Here is an 11,892-nt window from a genome sequence, read left to right on the forward strand (position 1 = left end):
TCCCTTAATAATGAAAGGTCTTTAGGTAGGCATCGGCAATGCCATGACCCATGTCAAACGCAACGTCCTTCGTTATGCTCGGCACCTTCCTACAGCTCCGTTAAATCCCATGCGCCTGCGAGTCCTCTCCGACCTTCACCACGAGCACTTCCCCACTGGCCGCCGCGAACTGCCGCCGGCCCCTGCGGACGTCGTCGTGCTGGCCGGGGACATTCACGAGCATCTGCAGGGTCTGCACTGGGCCCGCGAAGAATTTCCTGACAGCGAGGTCATCTATGTCGCCGGCAATCACGAGTTCTACCACTCCGACCTGCCGGACCTGACCCAGGCCATGCGCAACCTGGCCCGTGCGCTGGATATCCACTTCCTCGAAAAGGACGCGGTTGTCCTCGGCGGCGTGCGTTTCCTCGGCGCTACCCTCTGGACCGACTTCCAGCTCTACGGCACGCGCGCTGAGGCGCTGGCGAAGGAGCAGGCCCGACTGCTGATGCCGGACTTCAGCACCATCGACCATTTCACCCAGCCCTTCACCCCGGAGATGAGCCAGGCATTCTGCCGTGCCACCTGCGAGTGGCTGGACGCGGAACTGGGACAACCCTTCGCTGGCCGGACGGTGATCGTCACCCATCACGCCCCCAGCGCGCGCTCCATCCCGGCCGAATACGTCGGCGATGCGCTGTCGCCCGCCTTCGCCTCGAACCTGGAAGACCTCGCCGAGCGCTGCGACCTGTGGATCCACGGACATGTCCACGAGTGCCTGGACTACCGCATCGGCAACGCCCGCATCATCGCCAACCCCGGCGCTTATCCGGGCGAGGACAGCGGTTTCGATCCTCGCCGGGTGATCGACCTCTAACGTGCCGGCTCGTTGCGCGCCAACTCGCTGAAGAACCGCCAGATCTCGCCGGGCCCGTCCAGCTCCGGATCGGCCTGGCCAAGCAGTCGCGGCGGCCGATAGAGCGGCTGCGAAACGAGGTGCCCGCCGCCGAATACCGTCACCAGCTCCACAGGCGGGCCACCACCATTGTCCCAGCGCTGCCGCTGCGTCCATACAGGGCCCGGCTGGGTCAGCCTGTCCACATCCGGCTCGCCGCCCTGGCCATTGCGTCGCGCCAGCGCGAGGGCCGAATCCTCGGCGGAGAGCACGTTGCCGCGATCACCGAAGCCGAACAGCGTGACCCGACCGCCCGCATAGGGATTGACAGGATCTCGCGTACCGTTCATCAGCAGCGCGGCCCTGGGTTGTTCGGCTGGACGACAGGCATCGTTGTCGGCGCTGGGCAGGCTCGCAGCCACGGCAGCGACGCCCTCGACCTTGTCCGGCGCTTCGGCAGCCAGCCGCAGGGCCATCTGTCCCCCATTGGAGTAGCCGGTGACGAACACCCGTGCAGGATCGACGCCGCGTTCGCGCAGCAGGCCGTCGATCATCCGGGAGAGGAAGCCGACGTCGTCGATGTCGAGACGCCGAGCGCTGTAGGACGCGGCGCGCCGACAGTCATTCCAGTGCCCTTCGAAACCGTCGGGGTAGAGCACCAGGAAGCCCTCGCGATCCGCCAGGGCATCGAAGCGGTAGCCCGTGTCGCGGCGCATGCGCTCGCCATTGCTCTGCGAGCTGTGCAACACCACCAGGAGCGCGGGGCGCTCGGCCAGTTTCCGTGGCACATAGAGCACATAGCTGCGCCGCCGCTCGCCCTGGCGCAGCGATGCGTCCTCGCTGCTGCCAGTGAGTACCGGCTGCTGAAGCAGCTCACCGGGCACGTACCACCAGCCACCTACCAGCAGCACCAGCACCAGCAGCGCGATGAGCACCTGAACGATCCGCATCGCCACCCGCATACCGCACCTCCTTGCCCGCGCGACGGGCCCTGGCAGCCCCGGTCTTGTCCTGAGACAGCCCCTGCCCTCTTCGTCCATGGCAAACTCCGACCGTTGACTGCAACGTCATAGTGTTTGGTAACCAAGGATTCCGAAAATGTTCCGAAGCTCTGCCCTGATGGCCGCCGTTCTCGCTCTCGGCTGCGCCAGCCCACTGCTTGCCGCCGAGGCGACCCAGCAACCGCTGACCGGCTGCGCTGCCAAGCGCGCTGCCATCGAAACCCAGCTCGAACAAGCCAAGGCCCAGGGCAACGTCCACCGCATCGCCGGCCTGCAGACCGCGCTGGAGAAGGTGAAAACCTACTGCACCGACGCCAGCCTCAGCCAGGAGCGCAAGCAGAACGTGCTGGACGCGGAGAAGGAAGTCGCCCAGCGCGAGAAGGACCTGCGCAAGGCGATGAACAAGGGTGACGCGCAGAAGATCGAGAAGCGCAAGGACAAGCTGGCTGAAGCCCGCGCCGAACTGGAGCAGGCCAAGCGCGAGCTGGAGGAATAGTACCGCGGGCCGCCCTGCGGCGGGACCACGGACAGCGTCCGCCTTCGCTCTGTGATTAGAGCGCGCGGAATTTCTTGTGGCAGGCTTCGCAGGCGTCTTCTACCGCAGCAAAGTCCTTGCGCACACCCTCAGGCGTCGGCGCGGCGTTGCGGGTGTTCTCACCCAGGGTACGAACGGCCTGCTCGAAGGTCTTGGCGTCGGCCTGGAACTCCAGCTGGCGCTGCCAGATATCCGCCTTGGCGCGGGTTTCGTCGCTTTCCACCTTGTCCGCCGGCGGCTGGGTGGTGGGGAAATACTGCCAGGGCTTGTCGGCCAGTTCGCCGAGCTTGGTCGAGTTCGCGCGGAACTTGTCTGCGTCGAAGGGTATCCGTCCGCGCAGCATGCCGCCCATGTCTTCGCTGGTCTTGAGCATCTCCTTGAACACCGCCTGGCGCTTGTACTCCGGCGAATTGGGGTCCAGGCGATGGCAACCGGCGAGCGCCGCGCCAGCGAGCAGCAGAACGAGCAGGGTCTTCAACTTCATGGGGGACTCTTGTAGGACGGCCAGACACGGAAGCGCCGGATTATCCGCCCCGATTTCCGAATGTTCCAGACCACGCCCAAGCAGCTGCGGCCATCCGCCGCAGCCGTGTACCTTTCGTTCAGCGGCCGTTCAGGCGCCCACAGGTCAGGCCGAAACGACGAAGATCGCGATGATCAGGCCCATGCCGAGGAACCACGCCAGCGAACGCAGGAGCGCGAGATCAGCGATGTAGAAGATCAGGTAGAGCAGGCGGCTGGTGACCCAGGCAATGGCCAGGCGGTCGATGGTGGCGGGCTCAGCGTTGTTCACGACGTAGGCGATGATCACCGCCGCGGCAAAGGCCGGGGTCACCTCGAAGCTGTTCATCTGGAAGGCGTTGGCGCGCTTGCGATAGCCCTCCAGGGTGGCGAGGAAGGTTCGCGGGTCGTGGTTCTGCCGGGGGCCGAAGCCGCCACCGGTGAACTTGGCGATGCTGGTGCCGACGTAGGGCAGGAAGATCGCGATCAGGACGCACCAGAAGGCAATGGGCATGGCAGATGTCTCGTCGAGGGGAAAGCGCGCAGCTTAGGTGATCGCAGCGCGCCGCGTCCTTGACCGGCTTGGCGAAGCGCTTCGTAGCGCGAGCCAATCCTCAGAGCTTCATCACCAGCATACCGGCCAGCACCAGGCTGCACGCGGCCAGGCGCGGCAAGCCGAAGGGCTCCTTGAGGAAGCGCATGCCGAACAGCACCACCAGCAGCACGCTGGTCTCGCGCAGGGCAGCAGCCTCGGCGATAGAGCCCAGTTGCATGGCCCAGAGCACCAGCCCATAGCTGAGCAGTACGCAGAAACCGACGCTGAGGCCGAGCTTCCAGTCGTTGATCCAGAATTTGGCGAAGGCGCGAGTCCGCCCCACCAGCGCCACCAATGGGAACGGCAGGCCGGACAGCAGTGACAGCCAGACCAGGTAGTCCAGCGGCCTGGGCCAGAGCTTCAGCGCATTGCCGTCGGTCCAGGTGTAGCTGCCGATGCACACGCCCATCAGCAGCACAGTGGGATAGGCGATCCACGGCAGCTTCGACCCACCGCCGCCCTTGAGCAGGAACAGCATGCCGACCGGGATCAGCAGGATGCCGAGGATCTGCTTGTCGGTCAGGTGCTCGCCACCGAAGGTCAGGGTCAGCGCCAGCACCACCAGCGGCGACAGCCCGCGCATCAGCGGATAGACCAGCCCCAGGTCACCGACCTTGTAGGCCTGGATCAGCAGCACCCGGTAGACCAGCTGCAGCGAAACGGCGGCCAGCAGCCAGGGCCAGACCTCGGCGGGAGGGATCTCGATCCAGGGCAACAGGGCCAGTCCGGCCGTCAGGCCGACCATGTCCATGCAGGCGACCACCAGCAGGCGGTCGTTGCTGAACTTGACGAGGGTATTCCAGGTGGCGTGCAGCAGGGCGGCCAGCAGCACCAGGGTAGTGGCGAGCACGAAAACGAACTCCTGGTATAGACCAGCGCAATTCTACCCCGAGCCACCCCATGACCGACAAGCACCGGCTGATTCGGATAATTTTCGCGCGCCCTTCAGGGGGGAAGTGGCCTAGACTGGGCCTTTTCGCCAGCACGAGCGCCTGCCATGCAACGCCTGTTCAAATTCCTGACCGCTTACATCCTCGTCTCTCTCCTCTCCGGCTGCGGCTACAACGCCATGCAGGCCGGCGACGAACAGGTGAAGGCCGCCTGGTCCGAAGTGCTGAACCAATACCAGCGCCGCGCCGATCTGATTCCCAACCTGGTCAGCACCGTGAAGGGCTACGCCTCCCATGAGGCCAGTGTGCTCACCCAGGTGACCGAGGCCCGCGCCAAGGTCGGCAGCACCACGCTCAATGCCGACCAGCTCGGCGACGAGGCTGCCGTGAAGCGCTTCCAGCAAGCCCAGGGCGAGCTCAGCTCGGCGCTCTCGCGCCTGCTGGTGGTCACCGAGAACTACCCGCAGCTCAAGGCTGATGGCCTGTTCAAGGATCTTCTGACCCAGCTCGAAGGCACCGAAAACCGCATCACCGTTGCCCGTGGCCGCTACGTGAAGGCCGTGCAGGAGTACAACGTGATGATTCGTCAGTTCCCGCAGGTGATCACCGCGAAGATATTCGGCTACCAACCCAAGGCCAACTTCAGCGTCGAGAACGAAGCCGCTATCTCCACCGCGCCTAAAGTGGACTTCGGCAACGCGCCGGCGCAGCCCGCGCAATGACCCTGCCGCGCTGGCTGCTGGCCGCCCTGCTGCTGTGCTGGGCGGCTCTGCTGCAGGCGGCGCCGGTCGCCATCCCGCCGCTCAGCGCCCGCGTCACCGACCTCACCCAGACCCTCGACGGCGGCCAGCGCGCGCAGCTGGAAAGCCAGCTCGCCGGCCTCGAACAGCGCAAGGGCGCGCAAATCGCCGTACTGATGATCGCCACTACGGGCGAGGACAGCATCGAGGACTACGCCGTGCGCGCCTTCGAGCAATGGAAGCTCGGCCGCAAGGGGGTGGACGATGGTGTGCTGCTGGTGGTCGCCAAGAATGATCGCGCGCTGCGCATCGAGGTCGGCTACGGCCTGGAAGGCACCATCACCGACGTGCAGGCCGGGCGCATCATCCGCGACACCATAGTCCCGCACTTCAAGACCGGGGATTTCGCTACGGGCATCCAGGCTGGCGTGGACAGCCTGATCGCCCTGATCGAACCACCGGCCACAGCCGCACAGCAGGACAGCGAACCAGACCTCCTGCCGCAAACGGGGCCAGTGACGCGCTACAGCGACGCCTATTCCAACCGCAACGCCAGCACCACCGGGGAAATCCCGCCCGCACGCCTGCTCGGCCTGCTCGTCCTGCTGGTCGGCGTACCGCTGCTGTGCCTGCTATTCCCGGTGCAATGGCTGCGCCAGCGCAGCATGGGCCGCTACCTGCTGTGCAGCGCCCTGGTCGGCGGCGTGGCGTCGCTCGTCCTGCTGTTCAGCGAAGCCAATCCCGACGCCCTGCAGCAGCAGGTGATCGGTTCCTTTTCGATCCCGCTGGTGCTGTACATCTTCTTCCTGCCGCCGATGTGGCTGACCTCCGGCGTGCTGCAGCTGCTGCTGATGATCATCAGCTCGATCGGCCGCGGTGGCGGCGGTCGTGGTGGCGGTGGCGGCGGAGGCTTCCGTGGTGGCGGCGGCTCCAGCGGCGGCGGCGGTGCCTCCGGCCGCTGGTAACCCGGTATGGCGCTGAGGATCAGAGGGCAGCGATGCCCTGCTCTTCTTCGCGGATCGAGCGCAGCACCTGGCGCTGCAGGTCGATGAACTCGGCGCTGGCGGCCATGTCCTCGTGGCGCGGGCGGCCGAGTTTCACGTCGAAGGTGGTCTTGATCCGCCCCGGACCCAGGCCCATCACTACGATGCGGTCAGACAGGTAGACCGCCTCCTCCACATCGTGGGTGACGAACATCACCGTCAGCCGGTGGGTTTCCCAGATGCGCGTGAGCAACTCCTGCATCTGGTGGCGGGTCATCGCATCCAGCGCACCGAAGGGCTCGTCCATCAGCAGGATCTTCGGACGGTAGGACAGCGCCCGGGCGATCGCCACGCGCTGCTTCATGCCGCCGGACAGCTCGTTCGGATAGGCCTCGGCGAACGTCGCCAGCTTCACCAGTTCCAGGTGCTCGTCGGCGATCTCGCGGCATTGCGCACGGGACAGGCCGGCCGCCTTGAGGGCGAACTCGACATTCTGCCGCGCGGTGAGCCAGGGCAGCAGGGTGTAGGACTGGAACACCACGCCACGGTCCAGGCCCGGCCCGGTGACCGGCACGCCGTCCACCTTCACGCTGCCGCTGTCGAACTCTTCCAGGCCGGCGGCGATCGACAGCAGCGTGCTCTTGCCGCAGCCCGAGGTGCCGACGATGGAAACGAACTCGTTGTCCGCCAGTGTCAGGTCGATATTGCGCAGCACCTCGCGGCGCTCCTTGCCGACTGCAAAGCTCTTGTGCAGGCCGGAGATTTCCAGGGTCGCCATCAGCTGCGTCTCCGGTTGTAGCGAAACAGGACCTTCTCGCCAGCGCGCATGGCCTGGTCGGTGACCAGACCGAGGAAGCCGAGCAGGAGGATGTAGCCGATGATGGTGTCGGTCTGGAAGAAGCGCTGGGATACGGTGATGCGGTAGCCCAGGCCCGAGGTCGCCGCCACCAGTTCGGCCAGCACCAGCCAGGTCCAGGCCCAGCCGAGGCTGATCCGCAGAGCGTCCCAGATGCCCGGCAGCGCGCTGGGCAGGACGATCTTCAGGAGAATGCGGCGGTCCGGCATGCCGAGCGTTCGACCGAGGCCGACGAAGTCCGCCGGCACGCGCTTGATGGCGTCCATCACCATCAGCACCTGCTGGAAGAAGGTGCCGATCCAGATGATGAGGAATTTCTGGAAGTCGCTGGTACCGGCCCAGAGGATGGTCAACGGCACGAAGGCCACCACAGGCATGTAGCGCACGAAGTCCACCAGCGGCTCGGTGGCGGCTTTCCAGAAGCCGTAGCAGCCGGCGAACACGCCGATCACGATGGACATCGCCGAGGACACCAGGAAGGCCACGGCGATGCGGTACACGCTGACCTTCAGGTCCGACCACAGGGTGCCGTCGGCGGCCAGCTTGAGCATGCGCGCCCAGACGTCGCCGGGTGCCGGCAGGAATATCTTCGGTACCGCTCCGCTAGCGCCGGCCAGCCACCAGAGCAGCGCCAGCAGGACGAACACGGCGCCGCCGATGAGCAGGAAATGGCGCTGTGCGATCGGCTTGCCGATGGTGAACAGCGGGTTGGATTGTCGGGCTTTCATGTCGGGCTCGTCGAACGGAGAACGACGCGCGCCGGCTCAGGGCCGGCGCACGCCGTGTCGCAAAAGATCACATCAGAGAGTCAGAGCGCCTCGACGAAGCGCGCGTCGATGGCCTGCGCCGGGGTGACCGGCTGCTGCAGGATGCCGGCTTCGCTGGCGGCCTTCTGGATGTGCTCGAAGGAGCCTTTCTGGAAGGCGCCTTTCAGCTCCGCCTGGTTTTCCTTCACCGAGTAGAAGTGCACGCCATCGAACGCGCTGGCCAGCTCGGACTCGTCGGCGCCCACGCCCTTGGCGATGGCGGCGCGGCCTTCGGCATTCTTCTCGTTGTAGTGCTTGAGACCGGCTTCCCAGCTTTTGATCAGCGCCAGTACCTGGCCGGGACGCTCCTTCAGGACCTCGTCGCGCACCACGAACACGTCGCTGATGATGCCCGGGTCATCCGAGCCCTTGTACAGCAGGTTGACCTTGGGGTTCTGCTGCTTGGCGGCGGACAGGTAGGGTTCGTAGGTCACGGCAGCCGGGACTTGCCCGGCGATCAGCGCGCTGCCGGCGTTGGCCGCTGGCATCGGCACCGGCTGCACGTCGGCGATGGTCAGGCCGGCCTTGCGCAGGGCGCTGTGCAGGAGGATGTCGCTGGTGGTGCCTTCTTCGTAGGCGACCTGCTTGCCCTTGAGGTCGGCCAGGGTCTTGATCGACGGATCGACGATCAGCGCATCGGCGCTGGTGCTCTGGTCCAGCAGCAGGACGATCTTCACCGGCAGGCCGGCGGCGACCATGGCCATGGCGGTGTGGGTGGCGAGGTTGCCGCCATCGATCTGGCCGCTGGCCAGGGCGGCGTTCATGTCCTTGTCTTCGGTGAAGTTGACCAGTTCGACCTGCTCCAGGCCGTTGGCCTTGAAGGCGCCGGCCTGTTCGGCGACGTACCACTGGCCGTAGCCCAGCCAGGGCTGCATGCCCATCTTGAAGGTGCCGGCCTCTGGCTTGGCGTCGGCCTTGAGCGGCGCGGCGTGCGCGGCGCCGGCCAGCAGCAGGCTGGCGCAGGTAGCCACGGCCAGTTGGCGCAGCGCGGATGCGAAGGTGGTGTGCATGGTCTCTCCCCGGTCATTGTTTTGCAGACGCACTCCAGTGAATGCGTGCAGCTGGATCGGCGGGGAGCTGGCGTCGGCCCATGCCCGCCGTGGGCGGGCACAGGCTCACACTCAATCGACGCAAATGCAAAGGTTTTCGCCGCGGTTCGGCTTGGCTCCGGGCACGCTGGCAATCACCTGCACAAATCAGCCATCAGGGCTGGGGAATGGCGTCGTCCTTGAACTGGTCCTTGATGTAGAGGATCTCGGTGCGGCCGTGCGGCGCCGGCTGGCCGTCCGGGCCGATGTTGACGAAGACCATCTTGTCGACCGTGAGGATGCTCTTGCGGGTGATCTTGTTACGCACTTCGCAGGTCAGGGTGATCGAGGTGCGGCCGAACTCGGTGGCGGTGATGCCCAGCTCGATGATGTCGCCCTGGCGCGCGGAACTGACGAAGTTGATCTCGGAGATGAACTTGGTGACCACGCGCTGGTTGCCCAGCTGGACGATGGCGTAGATCGCCGCCTCTTCGTCGATCCACTTCAGAAGACTGCCGCCGAACAGGGTGCCGTTCGGGTTGAGGTCTTCAGGCTTGACCCATTTGCGGGTATGGAAATTCATGGAAGCTCCTTCTTGGGAGGTTGCGCCTCGTGAGCGCGATGACGGGGAAAGCCCCGCCGGCTATGCAAGTCTGGACTCGGCCGGCACCAGGCACCTTGCCATGACTCAGCCGAGCCCGGCTTCGGCGCGATACTTGGCAGCCTCATCCACCAGCCAGTCGCGGAAGGCACCCAGCGTCGCCGATTCCACCTTGCGTTCGGGAATCATCAGGTAATAGGCATTTTCGCTCAAATAGGCATGTTGCATCGGCACGATCAGCCTGCCGTCGGCCAGCTCCTGCTGGATCAGCATCGGCGGAATCAGCGCCACGCCCATGCCGTGCATCGCCGCCTGGGCGAGCATGGAAAACAGCTCGTAGCGCGTGCCGCTCATGTCGTGCGCCACGCTCATGCCCAGCGAGCCGAACCACTGGCGCCAGGCGTAGGGCCGGGTGGTCTGCTGCATCAGCGGCAACTCGGCGATCTGCGCCGCGGAGAGCTCCCTCCGCCCACCCAACAGCTCGGGGTTGCACACCGGCACCGGGTTCTCGTGCATGAGGAAGTTGGCGACCGTACCGGACCACACGCCATCGCCGAAATACAGCGCGGCGTCGAACTCGGTGTCGGCGAAGAGGAAAGGCCGTGTGCGGTTGGTCAGGTTGACCGTCACTTCCGGATGCAGGCGCTTGAAGTCTTTCAGCCGCGGCAGCAGCCACTGGGTGGCGAAGGTCGGTACTACTGCCAGCTCCAGCGTGCCGCCGCCCTGCTGGCCCATCACCGCCAGCGTGTCGCGCTCCACCGCGTCCAGGCGCTGGGCCACACGGCGACTGTAGTTGAGCCCCGCCTCGGTCAGTTTCACACCGCGCCGAGAGCGGCGAAACAGCTCGACGCCAAGGAAGTCTTCCAGCGTGGCGATCTGTCGGCAGATCGCGCTCTGGGTCAGCGACAGTTCGTCGGCGGCCTTGGTGAAACTCTCGTGACGGGCGGCGGACTCGAACGCAACCAACGCCGCGGTGGTCGGGATCTTGCGTCGCATCGAATGCCTCTTCGGAATATCGTGATGCGCAGAACTCGCCAGGAACGCCCGAGATAGAGGCAGTACCAGCAAGATTCCGCATCAACCATGCGATTACGGAGTGACAAAATAGCACAACAGCGTGCGAATTAGTCGGTTGCCCGGCTTCCCGACGGCTGACTAGGATGACCGACACCGAGCCCGCCTAGACTTGAGCGGGTCTTTCACTGTCTGCGTTAGAGGTTTCTCCATGGCGACCAAAGCAAGCTTCAACTGGGAAGATCCGCTGCTGCTGGATCAGCAACTCACCGAAGAAGAGCGCATGGTGCGCGACAGCGCCCAGCAGTTCGCCCAGGACAAGCTGGCCCCGCGCGTGCTGGAAGCCTTCCGCCATGAGCAGACCGACCCGGCGATCTTCCGCGAGATGGGCGAAACCGGCCTGCTCGGCGCGACCATCCCCGAACAGTACGGCGGCAGCGGCCTGAACTACGTGTGCTACGGCCTGATTGCCCGTGAAGTCGAGCGCATCGACTCCGGCTACCGCTCGATGATGAGCGTGCAGTCCTCCCTGGTGATGGTGCCGATCAACGAATTCGGCAATGAAGCCACCAAGCAGAAGTACCTGCCGAAACTGGCCAGCGGCGAATACATCGGCTGCTTCGGCCTGACCGAGCCGGACCACGGCTCCGACCCGGGCTCGATGATCACCCGCGCCAAGAAAGTCGACGGTGGCTACCGCCTGACCGGCGCCAAGATGTGGATCACCAACAGCCCGATCGCCGACGTCTTCGTGGTCTGGGCCAAGGATGACGAAGGCCAGATCCGCGGCTTCGTCCTGGAAAAAGGCTGGGAAGGCCTGTCCGCCCCGGCGATCCACGGCAAGGTCGGCCTGCGCGCCTCGATCACCGGCGAGATCGTGATGAACAACGTGTTCTGCCCGGAAGAGAACGCCTTCCCGGACGTGCGCGGCCTGCGCGGCCCGTTCACGTGCCTGAACTCCGCCCGCTACGGCATCTCCTGGGGCGCCCTGGGTGCCGCCGAAGCCTGCTGGCACACCGCTCGCCAGTACACCCTGGACCGCAAGCAGTTCGGCCGCCCGCTGGCCGCCAACCAGCTGATCCAGAAGAAACTGGCCGACATGCAGACCGACATCACCCTCGCCCTGCAAGGCTGCCTGCGCCTGGGCCGGATGAAGGACGAAGGCACCGCCGCCGTCGAAATCACCTCGATCATGAAGCGCAACAGCTGCGGCAAGGCCCTGGACATCGCCCGCCTGGCCCGCGACATGCTCGGCGGCAACGGCATCTCCGACGAGTTCGGCGTTGCCCGCCATCTGGTCAACCTGGAAGTGGTGAACACCTACGAAGGTACCCACGACGTCCACGCGCTGATCCTCGGCCGCGCCCAGACCGGCATCCAGGCGTTCTTCTAAGCGCCTCGCGCCAACCGGCTCCTGCCTGGAGCCGGACTGGCGCCCGATTTACCTCTCGCCCGAGAGGCCCCGGGG

General features: G+C 65.5%; 14 protein-coding genes. 5 read left to right on the top strand and 9 right to left on the bottom strand.

What is annotated here, in order from left to right; all coding sequences use genetic code 11:
* Positions 1 to 109 precede the first annotated feature (109 nt).
* On the top strand, positions 110 to 856 hold the full coding sequence (locus AC1ZV1_RS27570) for a metallophosphoesterase family protein (RefSeq protein ID WP_484294532.1): 747 nt from the start codon (positions 110 to 112) through the stop codon (positions 854 to 856).
* Here the strand turns inward: AC1ZV1_RS27570 and AC1ZV1_RS27575 are convergent.
* Entirely contained in the window at positions 853 to 1,836 is a 984-nt protein-coding gene (locus AC1ZV1_RS27575) for a CE1 family esterase (RefSeq protein WP_484294533.1), read from the bottom strand. The two genes, AC1ZV1_RS27570 and AC1ZV1_RS27575, sit on opposite strands and share 4 nt — an antisense overlap.
* Before the next feature lie 136 nt (positions 1,837 to 1,972).
* Between AC1ZV1_RS27575 and AC1ZV1_RS27580 the strand changes: the two genes are divergently transcribed.
* Complete coding sequence (locus AC1ZV1_RS27580) at positions 1,973 to 2,371, top strand: DUF1090 domain-containing protein (protein ID WP_484294534.1); 399 nt, start codon at positions 1,973 to 1,975, stop codon at positions 2,369 to 2,371.
* A gap of 55 nt (positions 2,372 to 2,426) precedes the next feature.
* Here the strand turns inward: AC1ZV1_RS27580 and AC1ZV1_RS27585 are convergent, their stop codons facing one another.
* The 3 genes from AC1ZV1_RS27585 to AC1ZV1_RS27595 form a co-directional block, all read right to left on the bottom strand.
* The gene (locus AC1ZV1_RS27585) at positions 2,427 to 2,894 is read right to left on the bottom strand and encodes a c-type cytochrome (protein ID WP_484294535.1); all 468 of its coding nucleotides are present in this window, start codon (positions 2,892 to 2,894) and stop codon (positions 2,427 to 2,429) included.
* A gap of 144 nt (positions 2,895 to 3,038) precedes the next feature.
* Entirely contained in the window at positions 3,039 to 3,425 is a 387-nt protein-coding gene (locus AC1ZV1_RS27590; RefSeq protein WP_484294536.1) for an MAPEG family protein, read from the bottom strand.
* A 100-nt stretch (positions 3,426 to 3,525) separates the two neighbouring features.
* Complete coding sequence (locus tag AC1ZV1_RS27595; protein ID WP_484294537.1) at positions 3,526 to 4,356, bottom strand: EamA family transporter; 831 nt, start codon at positions 4,354 to 4,356, stop codon at positions 3,526 to 3,528.
* Positions 4,357 to 4,503: 147 nt separating this feature from the next.
* Between AC1ZV1_RS27595 and AC1ZV1_RS27600 the strand changes: the two genes are divergently transcribed.
* Both AC1ZV1_RS27600 and AC1ZV1_RS27605 read left to right on the top strand, forming a co-directional pair.
* The gene (locus AC1ZV1_RS27600; protein ID WP_484294538.1) at positions 4,504 to 5,118 is read left to right on the top strand and encodes a LemA family protein; all 615 of its coding nucleotides are present in this window, start codon (positions 4,504 to 4,506) and stop codon (positions 5,116 to 5,118) included.
* On the top strand, positions 5,115 to 6,101 hold the full coding sequence (locus AC1ZV1_RS27605; protein WP_484294539.1) for a TPM domain-containing protein: 987 nt from the start codon (positions 5,115 to 5,117) through the stop codon (positions 6,099 to 6,101). Before AC1ZV1_RS27600 ends, AC1ZV1_RS27605 begins: the two co-directional genes overlap by 4 nt.
* A gap of 19 nt (positions 6,102 to 6,120) precedes the next feature.
* On the opposite strand, the gene AC1ZV1_RS27610 is transcribed toward AC1ZV1_RS27605, so the two are convergent.
* The 5 genes from AC1ZV1_RS27610 to gcvA all read right to left on the bottom strand — a co-directional run bounded on the left by AC1ZV1_RS27610 (position 6,121) and on the right by gcvA (position 10,406).
* A complete protein-coding gene (locus AC1ZV1_RS27610; protein WP_484294540.1) occupies positions 6,121 to 6,897 on the bottom strand; it encodes an ABC transporter ATP-binding protein in 777 nt (258 codons plus the stop codon).
* A complete protein-coding gene (locus tag AC1ZV1_RS27615; protein WP_484294541.1) occupies positions 6,897 to 7,703 on the bottom strand; it encodes an ABC transporter permease in 807 nt (268 codons plus the stop codon). The genes AC1ZV1_RS27610 and AC1ZV1_RS27615 overlap by 1 nt, the downstream gene beginning before the upstream one ends.
* Before the next feature lie 80 nt (positions 7,704 to 7,783).
* Positions 7,784 to 8,791 (bottom strand): ABC transporter substrate-binding protein, encoded by a 1,008-nt coding sequence (locus tag AC1ZV1_RS27620; protein ID WP_484294542.1) that lies wholly within the window; start codon positions 8,789 to 8,791, stop codon positions 7,784 to 7,786.
* A 193-nt stretch (positions 8,792 to 8,984) separates the two neighbouring features.
* The gene (locus tag AC1ZV1_RS27625) at positions 8,985 to 9,392 is read right to left on the bottom strand and encodes an acyl-CoA thioesterase (protein ID WP_311197209.1); all 408 of its coding nucleotides are present in this window, start codon (positions 9,390 to 9,392) and stop codon (positions 8,985 to 8,987) included.
* A gap of 105 nt (positions 9,393 to 9,497) precedes the next feature.
* Positions 9,498 to 10,406, bottom strand: coding sequence for a transcriptional regulator GcvA (gcvA, locus tag AC1ZV1_RS27630; RefSeq protein WP_484294543.1), 909 nt, complete (start codon positions 10,404 to 10,406; stop codon positions 9,498 to 9,500).
* 229 nt (positions 10,407 to 10,635) lie between these two features.
* Here gcvA and AC1ZV1_RS27635 point away from each other — a divergent pair, with 229 nt between their 5' ends.
* Positions 10,636 to 11,817: an acyl-CoA dehydrogenase gene (locus AC1ZV1_RS27635; RefSeq protein ID WP_038803335.1), complete on the top strand. Its 1,182-nt coding sequence runs from the start codon at positions 10,636 to 10,638 to the stop codon at positions 11,815 to 11,817.
* The last annotated feature ends 75 nt before the right edge of the window (positions 11,818 to 11,892 follow it).

It is taken from the genome of Pseudomonas sp. BB438 (assembly GCF_057180225.1).

Bases quoted from the DNA above. Each gene is read 5' to 3' on its own strand.
- gcvA (WP_484294543.1), bottom strand. From the start codon at position 10,406: ATGCGACGCAAGATCCCGACCACCGCGGCGTTGGTTGCGTTCGAGTCC.
- AC1ZV1_RS27610 (WP_484294540.1), bottom strand. From the start codon at position 6,897: ATGGCGACCCTGGAAATCTCCGGCCTGCACAAGAGCTTTGCAGTCGGC.
- AC1ZV1_RS27585 (WP_484294535.1), bottom strand. From the start codon at position 2,894: ATGAAGTTGAAGACCCTGCTCGTTCTGCTGCTCGCTGGCGCGGCGCTC.
- AC1ZV1_RS27615 (WP_484294541.1), bottom strand. From the start codon at position 7,703: ATGAAAGCCCGACAATCCAACCCGCTGTTCACCATCGGCAAGCCGATC.
- AC1ZV1_RS27625 (WP_311197209.1), bottom strand. From the start codon at position 9,392: ATGAATTTCCATACCCGCAAATGGGTCAAGCCTGAAGACCTCAACCCG.
- AC1ZV1_RS27590 (WP_484294536.1), bottom strand. From the start codon at position 3,425: ATGCCCATTGCCTTCTGGTGCGTCCTGATCGCGATCTTCCTGCCCTAC.
- AC1ZV1_RS27570 (WP_484294532.1), top strand. From the start codon at position 110: ATGCGCCTGCGAGTCCTCTCCGACCTTCACCACGAGCACTTCCCCACT.
- AC1ZV1_RS27575 (WP_484294533.1), bottom strand. From the start codon at position 1,836: ATGCGGGTGGCGATGCGGATCGTTCAGGTGCTCATCGCGCTGCTGGTG.
- AC1ZV1_RS27620 (WP_484294542.1), bottom strand. From the start codon at position 8,791: ATGCACACCACCTTCGCATCCGCGCTGCGCCAACTGGCCGTGGCTACC.
- AC1ZV1_RS27605 (WP_484294539.1), top strand. From the start codon at position 5,115: ATGACCCTGCCGCGCTGGCTGCTGGCCGCCCTGCTGCTGTGCTGGGCG.
- AC1ZV1_RS27635 (WP_038803335.1), top strand. From the start codon at position 10,636: ATGGCGACCAAAGCAAGCTTCAACTGGGAAGATCCGCTGCTGCTGGAT.
- AC1ZV1_RS27600 (WP_484294538.1), top strand. From the start codon at position 4,504: ATGCAACGCCTGTTCAAATTCCTGACCGCTTACATCCTCGTCTCTCTC.
- AC1ZV1_RS27580 (WP_484294534.1), top strand. From the start codon at position 1,973: ATGTTCCGAAGCTCTGCCCTGATGGCCGCCGTTCTCGCTCTCGGCTGC.